This window comes from Brevibacterium sp. Mu109, from assembly GCF_900169375.1.
Classification (GTDB): Bacteria; Actinomycetota; Actinomycetes; order Actinomycetales; family Brevibacteriaceae; genus Brevibacterium; species Brevibacterium yomogidense_A.
Map to the genome: position 1 here is coordinate 36,426 of NZ_FXZF01000012.1, position 21,186 is coordinate 57,611.

General features: G+C 66.8%; 13 protein-coding genes. 6 read left to right on the top strand and 7 right to left on the bottom strand.

The annotated features are described in order from the left end of the window. The first annotated feature begins 103 nt into the window (after positions 1–103). Positions 104–1,000, top strand: coding sequence for a ParA family protein (locus tag BSP109_RS08900; protein WP_087003886.1), 897 nt, complete (start codon positions 104–106; stop codon positions 998–1,000). Continuing rightward, entirely contained in the window at positions 993–2,576 is a 1,584-nt protein-coding gene (locus tag BSP109_RS17705) for a ParB/RepB/Spo0J family partition protein (protein WP_257944621.1), read from the top strand. The genes BSP109_RS08900 and BSP109_RS17705 overlap by 8 nt, the downstream gene beginning before the upstream one ends. A 2,097-nt stretch (positions 2,577–4,673) precedes the next feature. Here the strand turns inward: BSP109_RS17705 and BSP109_RS08910 are convergent. The 7 genes from BSP109_RS08910 to BSP109_RS08940 form a co-directional block, all read right to left on the bottom strand. Then, positions 4,674–5,831 carry an N-acetylmuramoyl-L-alanine amidase gene (locus BSP109_RS08910; protein ID WP_101600093.1) on the bottom strand — a complete coding sequence of 386 codons (1,158 nt, stop codon included), beginning with the start codon at positions 5,829–5,831 and terminating at the stop codon, positions 4,674–4,676. 147 nt (positions 5,832–5,978) lie between these two features. Then, positions 5,979–6,299 (bottom strand): thioredoxin, encoded by a 321-nt coding sequence (gene trxA, locus BSP109_RS08915; protein ID WP_087003894.1) that lies wholly within the window; start codon positions 6,297–6,299, stop codon positions 5,979–5,981. Positions 6,300–6,380: 81 nt separating this feature from the next. Further along, positions 6,381–7,370 carry a thioredoxin-disulfide reductase gene (gene trxB / locus BSP109_RS08920; protein ID WP_101600094.1) on the bottom strand — a complete coding sequence of 330 codons (990 nt, stop codon included), beginning with the start codon at positions 7,368–7,370 and terminating at the stop codon, positions 6,381–6,383. Positions 7,371–7,469: 99 nt separating this feature from the next. Then, on the bottom strand, positions 7,470–10,313 hold the full coding sequence (locus BSP109_RS08925) for a hypothetical protein (RefSeq protein ID WP_101600095.1): 2,844 nt from the start codon (positions 10,311–10,313) through the stop codon (positions 7,470–7,472). Between the two features lie 142 nt (positions 10,314–10,455). Further along, positions 10,456–12,108 (bottom strand): murein biosynthesis integral membrane protein MurJ, encoded by a 1,653-nt coding sequence (gene murJ, locus BSP109_RS08930; protein ID WP_101600096.1) that lies wholly within the window; start codon positions 12,106–12,108, stop codon positions 10,456–10,458. 66 nt (positions 12,109–12,174) lie between these two features. Further along, the gene (locus BSP109_RS08935; RefSeq protein WP_101600097.1) at positions 12,175–14,886 is read right to left on the bottom strand and encodes a DUF6049 family protein; all 2,712 of its coding nucleotides are present in this window, start codon (positions 14,884–14,886) and stop codon (positions 12,175–12,177) included. Between the two features lie 8 nt (positions 14,887–14,894). After that, entirely contained in the window at positions 14,895–15,395 is a 501-nt protein-coding gene (locus BSP109_RS08940; RefSeq protein ID WP_087003908.1) for an NUDIX hydrolase, read from the bottom strand. 182 nt (positions 15,396–15,577) lie between these two features. On the opposite strand from BSP109_RS08940, the gene BSP109_RS08945 reads away from it, so the two are divergent. The 4 genes from BSP109_RS08945 to BSP109_RS08960 all read left to right on the top strand — a co-directional run bounded on the left by BSP109_RS08945 (position 15,578) and on the right by BSP109_RS08960 (position 21,098). Further along, on the top strand, positions 15,578–16,291 hold the full coding sequence (locus BSP109_RS08945; protein WP_101600098.1) for a HEAT repeat domain-containing protein: 714 nt from the start codon (positions 15,578–15,580) through the stop codon (positions 16,289–16,291). A 155-nt stretch (positions 16,292–16,446) separates the two neighbouring features. Continuing rightward, positions 16,447–17,553, top strand: a complete 1,107-nt coding sequence (locus tag BSP109_RS08950) for a MerR family transcriptional regulator (protein WP_101600099.1) — start codon at positions 16,447–16,449, stop codon at positions 17,551–17,553. Positions 17,554–17,615: 62 nt separating this feature from the next. Continuing rightward, a complete protein-coding gene (locus BSP109_RS08955) occupies positions 17,616–19,079 on the top strand; it encodes a CCA tRNA nucleotidyltransferase (protein ID WP_257944622.1) in 1,464 nt (487 codons plus the stop codon). A gap of 123 nt (positions 19,080–19,202) precedes the next feature. Continuing rightward, a complete protein-coding gene (locus BSP109_RS08960; protein WP_101600100.1) occupies positions 19,203–21,098 on the top strand; it encodes an AMP-binding protein in 1,896 nt (631 codons plus the stop codon). Positions 21,099–21,186: the final 88 nt, after the last annotated feature.

Genomic DNA, 21,186 nt, shown 5'->3' on the forward strand with positions numbered 1-21,186 from the left:
ACGGTGGACAGTCGGTTCTCATCAGCACGTCCTGAGTCCCGAAGTCTGTGCCCCGACGTAGAATGTCGAGGTACCTTGGTTTAGCGAACGCGGAGTGATCCACATGCCTCTTATGGACGAGTCGACTCCGCTGGGAGCTCAGATCGCACGCGATCATCGCCGTGCGGAGCGACTTGCGTCGACGACCTTCCCCAGCCCTGATCAGACGAGAATCCTCACCATCGCCAATCAGAAGGGCGGTGTGGGGAAGACGACGACGACCGTCAACGTCGCAGCTGCTCTGGCGTCCCATGGTCTTGAGGTTCTGGTGGTCGATATCGACCCGCAGGGCAACGCGAGCACCGCTCTGAGCATCGACCACTCGACCGGTGTGGATGGGATCTATGAAGTCCTCATCGACGACTACGACATCTCCGAGGTCGTCGCCCAGTCTCCGGAGTTCGAGACGCTGAAGTGCGTGCCGGCCACCATCGATCTGGCAGGTGCTGAGATCGACCTGGTGTCGAAGGTGGCACGCGAAATGCGGCTGCACCGCGCACTGACGAAGTACCTGGAGGAGCAGGATGAAGCCGGCCAGCGCGTCGACTATGTCCTCATCGACTGCCCGCCCAGCCTGGGCCTCCTCACAGTGAACGCCTTCGTCGCTGCTCGGGAGGTCTTCATCCCCATCCAGTGCGAGTACTACGCGTTGGAGGGCGTGAGCCAGCTGTTGAAGAGCATCCAGATGATCCAGCAGCACCTGAACCCCGAGCTGTGGATCTCCACAGTGCTTCTGACGATGTACGACGGACGTACGCGCCTCAGTGCCCAGGTCGCTGAAGAGGTCCGCACACATTTCGAGGATCAGGTTCTGCGCACTGTCATTCCACGGTCCGTGCGCATCTCCGAGGCCCCGAGCTACGGCAGAACCGTCATCTCGTACGAACCCAGCTCTTCGGGTGCGCTGTCCTACCGTGAGGCGGCTGAGGAGATCTCATTGAGAGGAATCAAGAATGGCTGAGAAGCGTCGCGGACTTGGACGGGGACTGGGATCGCTCATCCCCAGTCAGGAGACCGGTCGCCCATCGGATGTGTTCTTCCCGCGCAGCGAGCGGGCCGATCCGGACGCTCAGACCGAATCGCAGGAGACGGAGCGCGAGAAGGTGCCGTCGGATCCGGCGGAGTCGATGAGGCGTGCACAGGCGGGTCGAAAGACCGGGTCCGCGAAGCGAACTCCCGCGAAGGGAGCGACGCAGAAGCCTGCCGCCAGCAAGTCGGCGGCGACCAAGGCCACCTCCGCGGCGACGAAATCAGGGAAGAGCTCCTCGCAGAAATCCGCCGATGAGTCGACATCCGCGTCTGCAGAGCCGGCCACCCGGCAGCCGGCAACGAAGTCGAAGGCGTCAGCAGGTGCGAAGGTAGAGCGCGGTTCCGCGAAGAACGACAGTGATCGCATTGCGGATTCGATTGTACAGTCGAACGACGACCCCTCTTCGCTCGATTCTCGTCCGACTGACGAGCGCACTGATGTCCCGGAGTCTCCGGCGGCGGAAGCTTCGGACGATGGCCGCGGCGGTACCGACACATCGGTTGATGGAGTCTACGTTTCACGTGAAACCGTCCGGTCACATTCTGCGTCGGAAGAGATGCCGGGAGTGGAAGCCGATGCGGAGGAGCGTGACGCAGAGGTCGCGGACGTCGCTCTCTCCGACTCCTCCGCCCCGGACGTTCCACGTGAAACGGGTGACGAGCAGGACGATGCAGCCGACCTGGTTCCGGTCCCGGGCACAACCTTCGGTGAGATCTCTCTCGACCGCATTCGCCCTAACCCGCGTCAGCCTCGCGATGTATTCGATGAGGACGCGCTCGACGAGCTGATCACGAGCATCCGCGAGATCGGTGTCCTTCAGCCGGTCGTCGTCCGTCGGCGCACTGACGCCCCTGGTCAGTATGAACTGATCATGGGTGAACGGCGCTTCCGCGCGTCGAAGGAGGCAGGTAAGGACACGATTCCGGCGATCGTTCGGGAGACGTCCAATGACGACCTCCTGCGCGATGCGCTCCTGGAGAATCTTCACCGCGTCGATCTGAACCCTCTTGAAGAAGCAGCGGCCTACGCGCAGCTGTTGGAGGATTTCAACTGCACTCAAGAAGAACTCTCCGAGCGGATCGGTCGCTCACGGCCGCAGATCTCCAATACGATCCGACTCTTGAAGCTCCCGGGAATGGTTCAGCGTCGCGTTGCTGCAGGTGTTCTCTCCAGCGGACATGCGCGAGCGCTGCTCGGACTGAACGATGGCGCCAACATGGAGGTCCTGGCTCAGCGAGTAGTCGCTGAAGGGCTGTCAGTACGGGCCACCGAGGAAGCCGTCATACTTCTCAACCGTGGCGATCGTTCCGCTGTTTCACGTGGAACACGCGAACCCGACCCAGAGCTTGCAGAGCTCGCACGGTCGCTCGGAGATCGTCTTGATACTCGGGTGAACGTCGTCATGGGCAAGCGCAAGGGAAAGCTTTCGGTTGAGTTCGCAAATGGCGAGGATCTGAATAGGATCCTGTTGCTTCTTGGGCTCGAGGGCGGTTCCGACGACGAATAGCTGTCCTCACAAGTAAGCGCCCAACTCACCGTCAGTGAGTTGGGCGCTTTTTTGTGTCTACAGGCGGCGCACACGCGTGCCCAGCGGGAGCGAAGACGCTTTCGCTCCCGTGATGAGGTGAGGTTTCACGTGAAACGGGCCAATTCAACGGTAGGTGGCCGGAGGGACCACCCGATCGCACGTGAAGTGATTGTGCCGTTCCCGTTCCCGAGCCCGGGTTTCGGTTTGCGCGAAGTAGACGGGCGGTGGACGAAGTCGCCGAAGTTCTCGTCATGTTGCATCAGATGTAGACAACGACTGCACATACTGCGCGTCGTGGGAGAGCAATTCCGCTTCTGTGTGAGTCCAACGGGTCGGGGCGATAAGCGGTGTACCCAAGCCGTATCTCGTCGTGGGTACCCCATGTCCTACCCGAAGTGCGGCATCTATCGTGACAAGTGGAGGACCCCCTCCCTCAATTGTCACTCGTTTCACGTGAAACATGATGATGCTGGCCGTCTTGGGTGATGAAGTGATGGCGAGTTGGCCAGCAACCCGCACAGTTGGAGCTGTACACGTGCAGAATTGGCGGGCGTAATGGGTACTTTCTCATATAGGTGCACATCGGTAGGGCTCCAAACCTGGCTGGCGCGAAGGTGACGGTTGGGATCCATCGAGAATCGCGTTACCAGAAACCGACTCCGGCACCGACCCGTGCAATACACTCCAGCGAGCGATCACTCGTACTGCTCGTGGAGGAGCCGGACGCTGGTATCGAGCAGAAACTCGGCAATCCGCCGGCACTTACAGCGACGATTCGCTGTTTCACGTGAAACGTTGAGCGCTATTCAGCGCGTGGTTTCCGTGGCATTCTCTGCGCCGGACAGGAGCTCCCCCTCTTGTTTCACGTGAAACGTCGTTAAGAATGAGTCTGTGTGCGTGTCAGTGATTCACCAACTTCTCAGTACTGGCCGGGCTGCACGCGTCGCGCGCGTGATGGTCACGATCGGTGAGTTGCTCGGGGCGCGCTGCTGAGGGATACGCATTCCTGAACTCTCGAAGGATTGATTGTGCACCGATGCTCAATCCCGGTGGCTTTTAGCCCCGGTCGCCGCTGAAATCCGCCTCGGTGTGCGTCTGAATGTACAGAGCGTCGGATCTGATCAATCCATTCGTCGGCTGTCGTCGGATCTATTCGAGCGCTGCGTTTCACGTGAAACGCGGTTGTTGTTCTCGATGATCACTGACGCGCACCGTTCTTCACATGGACTCAAGCGGCGATCTACAGTGATCTGCCGATGCGGTGCTCCGCGCCATTTCCCAGGGTCGTGCGTAGAGATGCATGGGTTCTGTCGCTCATGTCGGTGTGGGGGCTATGCCTCTTCCCATTCCGTGCTCTGTGAACGCAGTGACGAAGGACGCGAATGTACCTCTGTTCCGTCGCACGTGGCGAAGGCGTCAGATGAGCTGTAGTTCGCAACCACGTGTCGGTAGCGTCACGGCCTGCCGCGGTGCGATCGTTTGCCAACCGAGGAGTTGGGTAGTGAACTCTGCCGAGTGGTGTTCCGATAGGTGTGCGGTCGTCGGCCACCATGCAGTGGTTGGTGTGTTTCACGTGGAACCGACGTGCTGCCTGCGGAGGTGGCATGTGCTGTGCTGGGTACGAGTCGCCGGCGGATCCGGCGGACGGGGAAACGGGACGTTTTATCTAGTACTAGGTGGATGGCCCGTGGACCTGAGTCGCAATCCGTCCGGAGTGCCAAGGGTGCCTCATGGACGCGATAGGTCTGCGAGTGAAGACGGGTGGCAGTGGGATCGACGGTTCACTCGGTACAGTTCTGAGGGCGACGCGTCTTGTCGATGCGGTCAGACGAGCGGGATGGCGGTCGAATGTTCTCCGAAGGGCGCCAGCATCCTCCCTCGACAGATGCCTACCTGCACGGATGGGGTTCAGTGGAGATGCGCGCTCTCAGGGTACGTGCCGGCGCAACGTATCACCTGTGGGTTCTCGCTCTCAGTTTCACGTGAAACGCCAGGTCACCGGTGTCACGCTGGCAACGGTGCTACGTGGAACGGCGCTGCCTGCAGCGGCGTACGTGCTACTCGCGTCGGAGAGCGTCAGTCGGCGGTGCTCTCGTCGGACTTCCGCGCGATCATCTCACGCAATGCCACCAGGTCGACCGTTCCTGTGACAGGATCGGCTGCTTCCGTCAAATAAAGGCGCTGAAGCGCAACGGCGACCGATTCTGCAATCGAATCTCGCACTCGTGCTGAGTGCAGCCGCTGGCTGTCATCACCGTTCGTGATGTAACCGACGACGACGTGGACTGTGGGCGTCGTGTATTCGTGCAGGGACTTCCACGAGCGAGCATGGGAGCCGCAGTCCAGGAAATCGGTACGTGAGAGGATCTCGCGCTGGATCAGCTCCGCCAGGCGCTTGCCGATGGGCGAAGGCTGACCGGTAGCCGTACCGAAATAGAAGGTTGCGACCCCGTTCGCACTGGGATTCGTGTGGAAGTCTTGCGACACACTGATGAGAGTGGATGCGCGTGAGTCCAGGAGATCCGATGCGGCGCGTTCGTCCGCGTCGAGGACGAAGGGTGATGCCCCTACTGCTGCGAGGCGGCCGGAGATCCGCTGGGCTATATCCATCGAGTAGTCGTATGCGCTGCTCGTATGATCCGCGACGAGCTGCGTGTCATCGGTCATGGGGAGGGTGGGGGCGGAATCGATGACGAATGTGCGTCCAGACAATGATGGTCCGGACGACTGGAGTCGGGCCTTCTCCTGCAGGGCGAAGATGTTGCCGGACGCACTTCCCCGCGTCACCGCTTCGAGCCCGCGGAGGGTACGGGGACCGGCCACTCCGTCGACGTTCAGACCGAGGTTCTTCTGAAGATCACGGACGGCTGCGTCCGTGGTCTCTGCGAAGGTGAAATCGATGCGCGAAGCGTAGAGACCCAGATCGGAGAGCTTGCTCTGAAGTTCCGCGACGTCATCGCCGCTGAACGGTCGGACAGGGTCGAATCGCAGGATGCGGTCGCCCAGCTGGTGACGAGCAAGCTCGATCTGCTCGAACGTCTGCTGACCGAGGACCCCGTCGGGGAACAGGCCTCTCCGCTGCTGGAAGTGCTTGATGGTGGAGTCGAGGTCGTGATCGAACTCAGCACTGGAGGAATCGCCCACGTCGTACCCCAGACGGGACAGCTGTGCCTTCACGGTGAGCAGCACCGTGTCGGACGCTCCGAGCTGGAAGGTGGAGTTGTGGGGTGTCATCGAACTCGTCTCTGGTGGGATGCGGGTCGCGCTGATCCGCGGGCCGGCAGGGTCACGATCTTCCAACGGACGATCAGGCGCCCGTTGATACTACAACGGACGCCTGATGTCTTGCTGAGGGCTTCGCTCCTGTGCGTGCGCCTGAGATCAGGCGAGGAGCGGCTCGATCTCCTCGAGCAGAGCCGGCTTGGGCCTGGCACCGATGATCTGCTTGACGACTTCGCCGTTCTTGAAGAGGTAGAGCGCCGGTATGGACGTGATGCCGTACGAACCGGCGGTCTGCATGTTGTCGTCGGTATTGACCTTGACGACCTTCAGACGGTCCTCCAGTTCATCGCCGAGCTCGTCGACGATGGGCGAGACCATGCGGCACGGGCCGCACCAGGGTGCCCAGAAATCGACGAGCACGGGCTTGTCGGCCTTCAGGACTTCGTCGGAGAAGGTTGCGTCAGTGACTTCCAGGGACATGATGTCCTCCTCGGTTCTCGTCAGTGGTGCTGACGGGTCGTGTGGTGGCGTGTGTTCGGCACGCGCAGTGAGTTGAGTGGGTCAGGCGCCCGCGACGGCGACCGACGGTACTGCCGCGTCGGCCTCCGCTGCCTGCTGCTGGGGTCGGGATGCCAGGTAGTGCTCGGCGTCCAGAGCCGCGGAGCATCCGGTTCCAGCGGAGGTGATCGCCTGCCGGTATACGGGGTCGATCACGTCGCCGGCGGCGAAGACGCCCTCCATGCTGGTCCGGGAGCTGCGTCCGTCGACCTGGAGGTAGCCGTCATCGCGGAGTGCGAGCCGGTCTGCGAAGAGCGATGTGCGGGGGTCGGAGCCGATCGCGACGAACATGCCGGTCACGGGCAGATCGGAAGTCTCACCGGTGTTCACGTTGCGAAGCGTGAGTCCGGTGAGTGAGTCTTCGCCGTGGACTTCAGCGACTTCCGAATCGAAGACGAACTCGATCTTCGGATCGGCCTTCGCCCGGTCCTGCATGGTCTGCGATGCGCGCAGCTCCTGGCGGCGGTGCACCACGGTGACCTTCGAGGCGAACCGGCTGAGGAAGGTGGCCTCCTCCATCGCGGAGTCGCCGCCGCCGATGACGGCGATGTGGTGGTCACGGAAGAAGAACCCGTCGCAGGTCGCACACCAGCTCACGCCGTGACCGGACAGCTTCTTCTCATTGGGGAGGCCCAGTTCGCGGTAGGCAGAGCCGGTCGCGAGGATCACAGCCTCCGCGGTGTAGCGGGTGCCGAGACCGGTCACGATCGCATGCGCGCCCGGTTCGAGCGTCAGCTCCGTGACGTCGTCATAGACGACGGTGGCACCGAAGCGCTCGGCCTGCTGCCGCATGTTCTCCATGAGATCGGGACCCTGGACCCCTTCCGGGAATCCCGGGAAGTTCTCCACATCCGTGGTGTTCATGAGCTCTCCGCCGGCGGTGACGGACCCGGCGATGACGACGGGCTCCAGGTTCGCACGGGCGGCATAGATCGCGGCGGTGTATCCGGCTGGTCCGGAGCCCACGATCACTAGACGATGATGGGTTGTCATGTCCCTCCTACACTTGTCAAGCAAGCAAACACGGTATGAGTCCGCGATATTCCGCGCCGGGCACAGCACTCCGAGCGCACGACCCTGTCCGCAGCCGGATCAGCTGATGTCGACTTCGTCGATCATCGCACGGTAGCCGTCGCCCTCAGCCGTCGCCTCTGTGAACCACAGGAACACATACTGTCCGGTCGCCGGTTCATCGAGCTCGACGGTGACGTCCCCGTCCAGGTCGACCTCTTCGACGGTCTCCGCTTCCTCCACGTCGTCGGAGTCTCCGACCCGCACCTCCAGCAGGGACTGCCCGTCCGGTGCGAGGAGGTCGAGCTGGGAGATCTCCGATTCCTCCTCGAGTTCGACCATCAGGCCCAGGCCCGATTTCAGTCCGCCGAAGTCAGGGGTGCTGTAGCGCTCGCTGCGCCATCCGCCGGACTCGCCGGGCATGACGAGCTCCGCCTCATCGGAGTTCTCCTCATCATCGCCTTCGGGATCGATCGCGGTGATCTCTTCGATGACCGGCGCCGGTGCTGCGGGTTCGGGCTCCTCGGTCTGCTCTGCGGCGGGAGTCGACTGCTGTGCGGGTTCGGGAGACGCTGTCTCGTCCGATGAACCACCCAGCGCGACGAAACCGATGATGATCGCCGCGACGACGAGGATCGCGAGCACGAGGAGCGTGATCGTCCGCCTCCTGCGGGCGCGTGCCGATCCAGTGGAGGACGTCGATCCGGAGGACGACTCTGTACGGCTACCGGCTCCGCTGCCGCTACCGCCACCGCTGCCGGCTCCACTGCTCTGTGTGCCCGCGGCAGACGGGGTGGCCGCCGCGGCTGCCGAGGCACCCTGTGCCGCGGTGCCGTTCGCCCCGGCCTTCTGGGACTTCACCTTCTGGGACTTCGCCGTCTGCGTGTTCGCCTTCTGAGTCGTGGTCGACTGACTCTTGCTCGACTGCTCCGGAGCCTTCCCCTCAGACTCCCTCGCAGCGTCCGCCTCTGTGATCGCACTCGCGGATGCTGCCGCGGTGGCCGTCTGCGCAGTGCTGCCCGGCGCGGACTCGTCTCGCGCGGACTCGCTGCGCACGGTCTCCTCTCGCGCGGTCTCCACTCGAGCGGATTCCTTCTGCGATGCCTCGCGCTGGCGCGTGTTCCGCGCTTCGGCAGCGATCACGCGCTGCTGCGCGGCTTCGGCACGGCGCCGTTCGAGCGCACGCTCGCGTTCGAACGCGACCCGCTGCTGCTCGATCTCCTCTTCACGCGTCGTGAAGACCCCTCCGAGGAACCACGAGCCGTCGTCGTCCGTGGCCTCTGCCTCCGTCGATCCGATCGGGCCCGTGCCGTTCGCGGAGGGGACCTCGGCCGTGTCCGCGTCATAGTCGGCACCGGTCGCCATCACGTCCAGCGGCTCGTCAGCACCCGTGCCGTCGTCTGTGGGGTCGGGGATGATCGGCATGGACTGCGTGGTGACGTCTTCGGAGTCGCCCCACAGCGCATCGCGGTCGAGGATGGGCGCCGTGACGTTGCTGTCGTACTCCGTGGCGGAGAGGTCTTCGTAGTCGGAGTACGTCTGCTCCGGTGTCCACTCCTCGGTATCGACGCCGGACAGATCGTCGGCGCTGAGCGGGAAGACACTCGCCTCACGCATCTGCATCTGCTCGTCGAGCTTCGTGACGACGCCGTCCGACCGTCCTGCGGAATAGCCCGACGTGCCCGGTCGGCTCATGCCGATCCGTGCGAGCGCCGCCTGGATCTGGTCCGGGGTCGCCTGTCGCTGCGGAGGCGTGACGGGCGCCGTGGGCCGGGCCGGCGGCGCCGTCGTGGGTCGCGCACCCGTGCTGCCCATCCCGATGGTCGAGCCAGTGGACTTCGTGCGCCCGGCCGGCGCATCGGTGGAGAGATTCCCGGTCGGCTTCGCACCGACCGTGCCGGCTCCCGCCGAGGTGCTGGCCGCCGCCGTCGCGTCGGCTTCGGAGGTCGCCGCGTCCGAGGTGCCGCTCGCCTCGTCCGTGGGAGCCGCCCCTGCGCTGGGCGACTGCGGGGCGGCCGAGGCTGCGGCGTCCGCGGTCTCTGCGCCGTCGCCCTCAGCCGCCGCCTCTCCGACGAGTGCGTCGTCGGAGAAGAGCTCTTCGTCTGGCAGCGGCGATCCTTCGAGGTCCGCCAGGGTGTCGCGCTTCCAGTCGCGCAGGTACCTGACGATCTCGCCGGGTGAGCGCGGACCCGGATCGCTGAAGGAGGTGACGCCGGTGAGGAATGCTGCGAGGTCCTCCGGGACATCGCTCCGCAGGGTCTCGATCTCCACGACGCGCTGGTTCTTCCGCGGCGCCGCGGGCAGTCCGGCACGGGATTCGGGCTTCGGCCACTGACCGGACAGGCATGAGTACAGGATGTCGACGATCGCGAGGGCGTCCTCCCGCAGAGCCGTCGTATCGGTCTGGACTTCGAGCCCGAGCGCCGCTTCGGACAGCGCGGCGTCGATGGCGATCCCGTGGACCACCACGTCGCCGTTCGTCATGATGCCGATCGACTCCGGTCCCAGGCACCGGTGATGGAGTCCGCGACGACCGGCATGGACCAGCACTTCGGAGACCTCGCCGGTGATCGCACGGGCCTCAGCCGGGCCGATCGGTCCGGACGTGAGCACTTCTGCCAGGGACGTCGCCGCAGTGCGTTCGCAGACGACGTAGTCGATCCGACGGCCGTCCTCGATGTCCGCGGATCCGACGTCGAGCACGGAGGGGACGCGGGGGTCGTTGACGAGGGAGAGGCGACGGCCGGCATCCAGCAGGTCGCCGGACAGCTCCGCATCAGCCGCATAGAGGATGACGGGGGCGTCGAGGATCGCGTCGAGTGCCAGGCAGACGACTCCCGCTTCCGGGGTGTCGGCGAGCCAGGGTCTTTCGATTGCGGAGACGACGTATCTGTCTGCGATGACAGTACCGCGCTCGATCCGCACCTGGTGCCCTCCCGAAGAAATAGCTCACGCCGCGATGGACCTTCGTCGCAGGCGTCCCTCAGTTTATCTCGCTCGATGTGTGTGGACTGGGAACCTCATGTCACGAAACCAGCACATGTACGTCTCAGTCGCGAAACAGTGCCTACTTCCCGATCTTCGTCCGGACCAGCTGGACGATCTGACGCAGCTCGCTGACGCGGAGTGCATAGCAGACGACCAGATACACCGCGAGCATGATGGATCCGCCCACGACTGTCACGAGCAGTGCCCCGGCCCTGCTCGAGTACAGGGAATCGCTCAGGTAGTGCATTCCGACCGCGCCCACGGCCGCCGCGATGAGGGCCGCGACTGCGAACTTCAGATGCGCGATGACGAGGCCCCTGGTCCCCAGACGCTGGAGCTTGCCGCGCAGCAGGATCGCGGAGACGATCGCAGCGAAGATGTATCCGATGCTCATGGAGGCGCCGATGCCGGCGACGATCCACGGTCCCGGCAGCAGCATCCCGGAGGCGACCACGCCGATCGCCGTCAGCACCACCTGCGGAACCTGCACCCAGAAGGGCGTCTTCGCGTCCTCGTACGCGTAGTAGACGCGCTGGAGCAGGTAGTTCGCGCTGAAGGGGACGAGGCCCGCCACCATCGTGGCGATGACCGGGCCGATAGCCCGTGCCTGATCGAGCGGATGCAGACCGCTCTCCGGGTCGATCGAGCCGCCGACGACCATGGCGACGGGTGTCGACAGGGTGATGAGTGCTGCCGTGGCGAACACGTTGACCAGGCCGACGAGCCGGAGCCCCAGACCCAGGGCGGCGCGCACGGAATCCGTGTCGTCCTGCGCGGCGAAGGTGCTGAGCGACGTGAAGAGGGCGGTGGCGAGCGACACCGCGACCAGTGAGTGCGGGAGCATGAACACGAGGTACGACATCGTGTAGGCGGCCAGTGATGCGCTCACCTCCCCGCTCACCGACGAGGCGGAGGCGGCGACGCGCGACGTGACGATGAAGCCCAGCTGGCCGACGAGGACCGCGCCGAACGTCCACGTCGCGATGTTCCCAGCGGTCCCCAGGCCCACCCCGCGGAACCCGAACGTGGGACGGAAGCGGAACCCGATCCTCTTGAGCGGCCACAGCAGGATCAGTGCCTGGCAGACGACGCCCAGGCTGGCGGACCCTGCGAGCACCGCGATCTTGGTCGCGTCCCACGTCCCGATCGCGTGCTGTCCCGCCTCACCCGTGCCGAAGAGGAGGATGAAGACGCCCAGACCGGCGATCGCGATGACGTTGTTGAGCACCGGCGCCCACATGTAGGGACCGAAGTTCGAATGTGCGTTGAGCACCTGGCCGAGCATCGTGTAGAGGCCGTAGAAGAAGATCTGCGGCAGGCACCAGTAGGCGAACGCGATCGCGAGTGCGCGCTGATCCTCGCTCCACCCGGACGATGAGTACAGCCGGACCAGCAGTGGTGCCGCGAGAGTCGCGAGCACCGTCACCGCGCCGAGCACCATGATCGCGAGCGTGAGGAGGCGGTTGACGAAGTCCTGGCCGCCGTCGGGCCTCTTCGCCGCACGGATGATCTGCGGAACGAGCACCGCGTTGAGGACACCGCCCGCCAGCAGCATGTACAGGTTGTTCGGCACCTTGTTGGCGACGTCGAACGCATCGGCCGTGCCGCCCACGGTCACACCGATCGCGGTGGCCAGGAGCATCGTCTTGACGAAGCCCAGGATGCGCGAGGTGAGGGTGCCCGCGGTCATGACCGCAGAGGATCGGGCGAGGGATGAGAGCCGTGCGGCCACTGACGTCCTTCCGCAGGGGGATTCGAAGTGTGAGGAGCTTCCGGGGGTGGTCGTCGGTGCGGGTGCTCACCCGTCCTCTGCGCGAGCCACCGCCGCGTCGAGCTGATTCTTGGGGATCTTACGCCGCCCGCGGCGGATCGTCCTGAACAGGCCGCCCACCAGCACGAGGACCAATGCAGCCCCGATCGCGATCGTCGCGGTGTTCTCCCAGTCCGCGCGCACACGGACCAGCAGCTCTGTGCTCTGCGGCAGCACATCGCCGTCGGCGGTGAGCAGTCGGACGGTCGAGTTGACGTCCGCGTTCGCCAGGCCGCGCACCGGGACCTCCACGCTGCGGGACTCCTCGGGTCCCAGTGTCACGATGTCGGTGACCTCCGTGCTGAGCTGCGGGGTGGGCGATTCGACGCGCAGGCGCACCCGCGCGCTCCGGTCGGTCGAGTTCTCGATGCGGACGGGGATCATCGCCTGCTCACCGGTGACGAGCAGCACGGAGGACCCGGGCTCCGGGCGCACGCCCTCCGCGATCCCCTCGACCCATCCGGTCGCGTGCTCGGTGCAGGTGTCCGCACGGTCCGCTTCGATGACGCCCGTGGCCGTGCACACGAGCAGTGCCCGTGCCATGTCACGACGCGTCGCCTCCGCATCCACGAAGGCGTGCGACGCCTCCGCACCCGCCGTGTACTGCTCCTGCAGCGATGCGAGGAGGGCGCTGGCACCCGCAGCCTGTTCCCCGGCATGGGCGTCGGCCTCGGCTCCGATCTCGCCGGGACCGCCGCTGCTGGTGCCGGACCGGTCTGCACCGGCCCCGTCGGAACCAGCACTGGCCGCATCGGAACCTGCACCGGCCCCGTCGGAACCAGCACCGGCCCCGTCGGAACCGGCCCCGCTCGTGTCCGCGACCTCGGGCATCTCGACGAGGGGGCCTCGGGCGACGGGCTCCGTGTCCATCAGGTGTTCGAGTGTGGCGCCCTCGACCCAGGGGGCACGGGAGAGATCATCCGCGAGGTCCGGCAGGCCGGTCCCGGCCGCTGTCCGCGGCAGGGTGAGGAGGAGCGAACGGGAGTCGAAGGGCCGTTCCGCGGTGATCGCGGCGGACAGGGCGAGGAACTGCCCCGGGGCGGGGGAATCGCCGGTGGAGTGGACCGCAGCCGCTTCGGAGAGTCCGGAATCGGCCACCAGACTCTGGAGGACGGTCGGTTCGCCCGCGGGGGCCGTGCCCGCCGGATCCTCGGCGGCACCGGGCTGGGCCCGGGCGCCGTCGACGGAGATCGCCGAGTTCGCCGAGGACGTGTACGAGGTGAGTGACGGCTGCTGGGTGTCGGAGAGGATCACGGTCTCTGCGCCGGCCTCCGCGATCGCGTTCAGGTCACCGGTGCGGACGGTCCCGGCCGCCGGCCACAGCACATCGGTGCGTCCTCCGAGCGTCGATTCGACGATCTCCCGGTCCCCGACCGCCGTCTCCGTGAGCGCGCTCATATCCGAGTGCCACAGCGAGGTGAGGTGGGCATCGGCCCATGGGAGGGCCATGATCTCGCGGTCCTGCGCCAGTTCCGTGACGTCCTCGTACCACTGCGTGAGGTGCGGGTAGGTCTCCTGGACCTCCTCACTGGGAGTGGTGGGCAGGTCGCCGGCATCCTGGGGTGCCGTCGTTCCGTCGCCCTCACCGTTCGCGTTCCCGCCGTCCGCGCTTCCGCCGTCGGTCTCCGCCGTGTCAGGGGTCTGCTCATCGTCAGGGGACTGCGCTTCTGCGCCGGGTTGAGGCGCATCGTCAGAGGCGGAAGCGTCCGGCGCCGGGTCTTCTCCGTCCGAAGCTCCTTCGCCCTCCGTGTCCTCCTCTGCCTCCGTGGTGAGGTCCAGCGCGGCGGTGACCGAGGCGAGCAGGCGCGGATCCACCGCGAGGACCGATTCCGGCAGCGTGTCCGCCGCAGTGATCACACGGCGGAGTGCGCCGGCGTAGTCGCCCGTGGCCTCGGGATCCGCAGCCTGTTCGAGCAGTTCGGGCTCGATGAGAGGTCCCCCGTCCGTGCTCGTCGCGTCGAGGGTGATGGGGAGGACCGTCGTCACCTCGGTGCGATCGATGCCGGGATCCGGGTGCCACACGGTGAAGGCGGGCGCGGTGGTGAGAACGCTGCTCGAGCTCGTCCCCGCAGGGTTCTCCGAGTCCGCCTCCGCGGTCCCGCTGAGCGTCGCACCCAGTCCGTAGGCGCCCCACGAGCTCACGGCGGAGCCGCCGGCCCCGAACTGATCTGCGGGGATCGTGAAACTGAACTCCGCCTGCTCCCCGGGGGCGACGGTCGTGGGGAGGTCCGGCACCTCGAGCGTCGGCTCGTCCGGTTCCGCGTCGTCCCCCTCGCTCTGGTCGTCGGGGTCGTCTGCCGGTTCGGGCGGTTCGTCATCGGAGCTCGCGAGCAGGACCGTCGCGGTCTGCTGATCGACCCAGTCGCTCACGTCGTCGCGCATCGTCATGCGGTTCGATGAGCGGACGATCTCCACGCTGCTCGGCGTGAAGTCCGCGGACGTCGGGTTGATGACGCGTCCGGTCACCGTGAGTGCTCCGTCGCTCTCCATCCACGGGCTCACCTCGTCCACGGTGACGTGAGGCGAGGCGGCAGGCTCTGCGGTGGGGGCCTCGGCGGCGGGATCGGGCTGCTGCTGGGCAGCGGCATCGGTGCCCCGGGCGAGCGGCGTCAGCGCCAGCGCGCACGCGGCCGCACCCGCGGCCCATCGCGCGAGGACGAGGCGGGGTGTGCGGGTGCGGCGGCTGGGAGCGGACGGCACAGGTGAGCTCAGCGCCGGTCGGTCTGCAGCATGGAGACCAGCGAGCGGGCCGCCGCGACGATGCGGCGCTCGTTCGCGAAGGAGAGCCGCTCACCCAGCTCGTCGAGCGGCACCCATGCCGCATCGACCGCTTCATGATCGGGGTCGTTCTCCACCGTGATGTCACCGCCGGTCGCGCGGAGGAGGAAGTGGTGGACCACCTTGTGGATGCGGTTGCCGGAGACGGAGAACCAGTAGTCGACGGATCCCAGGGGTGCGATGACGCTGCCCACGATCCCGGTCTCCTCCGCGATCTCGCGGCGCGCGGCCTCGGCAGAGGTCTCTCCGTCCTCGAGGTGGCCCTTCGGCAGGCACCACTCGAGACGGCCGGCCCGATTGATGCGGGCGATGATCGCGACATCCAGCGTGGGAGCCTCGAAATCGACGACGATGCCGCCCGCGGAGGTCTCCTCCGTGGTCGAGGAGCGCACCGGGAACGGCCCCGGCTTCGGCATCCTCGGTCTGGGCATGGGTCGTGACATGGTCATACTCTAACCAAGCGCTCTGGAGATCCCCTGAGGCCACGACGACCGGTGGGATCTCGTGTGCCGTGGTGACGGGTCAGCGCCGAACGTGAAGAGGCAGCGGATGTCCCTCCACCTTGACCCTCACACGGTGAGAGGGTCTTGGCTGGTCGCAGGAGGTGGTCGCGATGACCGAGTGGAATGCGTCACCGGAGGCGACCGGTGGGAGGAGGGCGTCTGCCGTGGAGAGGCGACGTCAGGCGCTCGCCGCCGGCGATGGAGCGCTGCGGCTGCGGGCCGCGATGGATGCGGGTACCCGTCCGGATCCGACGGACGTGGAGGTGCTGGTCGAGCGCTGCCGCATCGAACCGGACTTCTTCGTCCGCGACATGCTCACGTGGTCCCTCACCAGGCATCCCGCAGACGTGACCGTGCCACTCCTCGTGGCAGAACTGGGCTCGACCGTGCCGCAGGCGCGCAGCCAGGTGCTGCACACCCTGTCGAAGATCGGCGATCGCTCCGCGTGGCCGCACCTCACGGACGCACTGCTGCGGGACGAGGACGACGATGTCGCCCGTGCCGCGTGGCGCGCCGCAGTGGTGCTGGTGCCGGCCGGAGCCGAGGCGACGCTCGCCGAGGTGCTGGTCACCCAGCTGGGACGCGGGACCGCTGGTCACGGGTCCACTGACGTGCAGAGGAGCCTCAGCCGGGCGCTGGTCGAAGTGGGAGACGCCGCCGAGGCGCCGCTCACCCGTGCGACGACCTCGCCTCACGAGGCGGTCCGGGTTCACGCCGAGGCGACGCTGCGGCTGCGGGACGATCCGGACGCCGGGTTCGCGGGTGCGCTCGAGGAGGCGAAGCGGGTGCGGGCGCTGGGCGCTGAGGGGCGCGAGCTCGGGTGAGTGAGAACGGGCGAACGACGAAGCGCGAACGACGAAAGGTGGTCGGCATGGTCACCCCCCGGGCATCGACAGAGCATTGACAACGTCGGGGTGCGTTCGGAGCATGGATGTCGTGGGCATCCGCTCGCCCCAGACATGCTGGCAGGAGGAGCCTGATGCGCATCGGTGAGGTGTCGCACAGATCCGGCGTGAGCGTGCGGATGCTGCGTCACTACGACGCCCTGGGTCTCGTGAGTCCCCAGGCGCGCACAGCGACCGGATACAGGGACTACGCGGAGAGGGACCTCCGGCGGATCCTCCACGTGGAGGCGCTGCGATCGCTCGGCATGGGGCTCGCAGACGTCGCCGAGGTACTCGAGGACGCTGATCCCCACGATCCGTCCGCGGTCCTCGACGAGCTCATCGAGCGCACCCGCTCTCGCATCGCTGCGGAGCAGGAGCTGCTGGGACGGCTCGAGCACACCCGATCCCGTGCGCCTGAGAGGTGGGAGGACGTCCTGCGCACGGTCGCCCTCCTGCGCGCGGTCCGGTCGGACGATCCGCGGGAACGACAGCAGGCTGCCCTCAGCCCGGACAGCACCCTGCCCGCCTCTGCCCTCGTCGAGGCCGCCCTCGCCGAGGACGAGACGAACACCGCCGGCGCGGTCCGCTGGGCTCTGGCGCGCGCGGCAGCGTACGACGACGCACCGCTGGCACTCCTTGAGGAGGCGCTCGGATCCGCGTCGGTGCAGGAGCGCCGCCGAGCCGTCGGCCTCCTGGCGGACCTGCCTGCTCTGGCGGACCGGCCTGGTCGTGACGCCATGACCCTCCTCGTGCGGGCACTCGTCGACACCGACGCCGAGGTCCGGTCCCGGTCGGCGCTCGCGCTCGCCTCCCGGATCGGGGGCACCGTTGACGAGGCCCGAGTCGGATCGGATCGCGCCGAGGCGGCAGTCGTCCTCCGCGACGAACTCGTGCGGATGATCGTCGACGGCGACCACGACGTCGAAGCGGCGGAAGGGCTGGCCGGTCTCGTGGCAGCGGGTGCGGCCACGATCTCGGCGGTGGTCGACGTGCTGTCCCAGCGCATGCGCGACGGGGACACCTCGGCGGCCGGACGGCAGCGGGCGGTCCAGGCACTGGGGGAACTGCGGGGGCCTCGCGTGCGGGAGGCACTCAGCGCACTCACCGGCGATGCGGACCCGGTCGTCGCCCGCATCGCCGCGTATGTGGCGGGCCGCTTGCCGCCGGACGGCTCTGAGCTCGCTCCCCGGTGCCGGTAGGCTTGTGCGCGCTCCGGGCCCCGCAGGGCCACGGACGACGGCACCGATCAGGAGGAGACTGCGTGGACGCAGCACAGGCGCACGCGAGGATGCTCGAGGCACTCGACGGACTCGCCCACGTCCTCGACCCGCTGGCGGAGAGGTTCGCAGCGCGCGGCTATGAGCTCGCGCTGGTGGGCGGCTCTGTCCGCGACGCGCTGCTGGGCCGCGACATGCCCGATCTGGACTTCACGACGGACGCCCGCCCCGACGACATCCTGGCCGTCATCAAGGGATGGGCCGACGCCCACTGGGACATCGGCAAGCGGTTCGGCACGATCGGCCTGCGCAAGGGCGACCGTCTCATCGAGATCACCACATACCGGGCGGAGCAGTACGACGCGGACTCGCGGAAGCCCGTCGTGGCGTTCGGCGACACCCTGGACGACGACCTCGTGCGCCGCGACTTCACGATCGGCTCGATGGCGGTCCGCCTCCCCGGCCGCGTGTTCGTCGACCCGCACGGCGGCCTCACGGACCTCGCCGCCGGCGTCATCCGCACGCCCGGCACACCGGAGGACTCCTTCTCCGACGACCCGCTGCGCATGATGCGCGGCGCCCGCTTCTCCTCGCAGCTGGACTTCGCCGTCGCCCCCGAGGTCCGCGAGGCGATGACCCGCATGAGCGAGCGCATCGACATCATCTCCGCGGAGCGCGTCCGCGATGAACTCACCAAGCTGATGACGGGACTGCGGCCGCGGGCGGGAATCGAGCTGCTCGTGGACACGGGCATCGGCGATCACGTGCTCCCCGAATTCGCCGCACTGCGCGATCAGCAGGACGAGCACAACCGCCACAAGGACGTGTACGAGCACTCGCTGACCGTCCTCGACCAGACCGTGGGGCTGGAGCCCACATACGCGGTGGACGATCCGGACGACCAGGACGACCCGTCCGCGTTCACGTCCCCGGACTTCATCGTGCGCTTCGCCGCACTCATGCACGACGTGGGGAAGCCCAGGACACGGCGGTTCGACGAGGACGGCGGTGTGACGTTCCACCACCACGACATCGTCGGCGCCAAGCTCACCTCCAAGCGGATGAAGGCGCTCACCTTCGACAAGGACACGACGAAGAAGGTCGCGAAGCTCGTGGAGCTGCACCTGCGGTTCTACGGCTACGGCGACGCCGGCTGGTCCGACTCCGCGGTGCGCCGCTATGTGACGGACGCCGGCGACCAGCTGCGGCGCCTCCACATCCTCACCCGGTCGGACGTGACGACGCGCAACAGGCGCAAGGCGCAGCGCCTGGCGCGGAACTACGACGACCTCGAACGGCGGATCGCGGCGCTGGCGGAGAAGGAGAAGCTCGACTCCATCCGCCCGGAGCTCGACGGGAAGCAGATCATGGAGATCCTGGGGATCCCGCCCAGTCCGCTCGTCGGAGCCGCCTACCGCCACATGCTCGAGATCCGCATGGAGGACGGCATCGTCGGACCCGACGAGGCGGAGCGCCGACTGCGCGAGTGGTACGCGGAACAGGGGTGATTCCGCCGCCGTCATGGACGGAATAAGCCTCCGACCTGGCCTGATGCCGCGACTGATACATTTGCCGCAGACGTCGTGCGTGCGCATCCCCACACGGCTGCCGAAGGATTCGAAGGAGAACTCATGGCCACAGTCCAGCCCGCTGACAACGGTGCACCGCAGGCAGGATCGGCCGGGACCGTCACAGAGCAGTTCCGTGCGATTCGCGACACCCTTCTCACCCACCGACTGGACATCGAGGCGGCCCGTGCCGACTTCGCGTGGCCGGAGTTCGAGCACTTCAACTTCGCCTCGGATTGGTTCGATCCCCTGGCAGAGGGGAACGACGATCCTGCTCTCTGGATCATCGAGGGCGACGGCAGTGAGCAGGTATGGTCCTTCGATCAGCTGCGCCGTCGGTCGAACCAGGTCGCGAACCTCCTGAGGGGTGCCGGTGTACGGCGCGGCAGTCGCGTCATGGTGATGCTGGGCAACCGCGTGGAACTGTGGGAGACGATGCTCGCCGGCATCCGCCTGGGCGCTGTGCTGCTGCCCACCACCGTGCAGCTGGGGCCCAAGGATCTCGAGGACCGTGCTGTGCGCGGCGAAGCGGACTTCGTCGTCGCAGCAGCCGAGGACGCTGTGAAGTTCGACGACGTCGATCGTGAGGTCGTGCGCGTCGTCATCGATGTGCCCGTTTCCTCAGCAGCCGCTGTCGGCGAGGGAGCCGGCGTCGGCGAGGGATCTGTGTCCTATGCGGACTCCGCTGCCGAATCCGATGAGTTCGAGGTCGACGGGCTGACCCGGGCCGACGAGCTCCTCCTCCTCTACTTCACCTCCGGTACGACGTCGAAGGCGAAGATGGTCGCCCACACCCACACCTCCTACCCCGTGGGCCACCTGTCGTCGATGTACTGGATGGGTCTGGAGCCCGGCGACCGCCACCTCAACATCGCGTCCCCCGGATGGGCGAAGCACGCGTGGTCGAACTTCTTCACCCCGTGGGTCGCCGGTGCGTGCGTCGTCATCGTGAACTACGCGCGGTTCGACGCGGCAGAGCTCATGGACGTCATGGATCGTGTGGGCGTCACGAGCTTCTGCGCGCCGCCCACGGTGTGGCGCATGCTGATCCAGGCCGACCTCAGCACGCTGAAGACCCCGCCGCAGAAGGCGCTGGGGGCCGGTGAGCCGCTCAACCCGGAGGTCATCGCGATCGTCGAGCGCGCATGGGGCGTGTCGATCCGCGACGGATTCGGACAGACGGAGACGACCCTGCAGATCGGCAATCCCCCCGGCCACGCGATGAAGCCCGGGGCGATGGGTGTCGCCATGCCCGGCTACGACCCCGTCCTCATCGACCCTGCGACGGGCGAGGAGACGGCGGAGGGCGAGATCTGCCTGCGCATCGACCCGCGTCCCCTGGGCCTGACGATCGGCTACTGGGGCGACGAGGCGAGGACTGCGGAGGCGTTCATCGACGGCGTCTACCACACGGGTGACGTGGCGACGAAGGACGAGGACGGCGTCTACACGTACGTGGGGCGCGCAGACGACGTGTTCAAGGCCAGCGATTACCGCCTGTCCCCGTTCGAGCTCGAGAGCGTGCTCATCGAGCACGAAGCTGTCGCCGAGGCCGCGGTCGTGCCGTCGCCGGATCCGCTGCGCCTCGCAGTGCCGAAGGCGTACGTCGTGCTGCGCGGCGGGTTCGAGCCCACCGCGGAGACCGCCGAGGACATCCTCCGCTTCTGCCGGGAGAACCTCGCCCCGTACAAGCGGATCAGGCGCATCGAGTTCGCCGACCTCCCGAAGACGATCTCCGGGAAGATCCGCCGCGTCGAGCTGCGTGCCCGCGAGCGGGAGCTCCACGGAGACTCCGGAAGCGTTCCCTCCGCGGGTGCGATGGTCGGATCCGGTGGAGCCGGATCCGCAGGGACCGCGGGTGCGGCGGGGGCCTCGACGGTCGACGGCGGGGATTCCAGGGATGCGGAACCGGGCGTCCGGGAATGGGCTGACACGGACTTCCCGTCGCTCAAGGGGTGAAGCTCGTCACGAGTTGATGCGATTCCGGCAAGTCGAAGGGCTTCCTGAACGCCAGGTGCACGTTCAGGTGCTTACCATGAATGCGTGC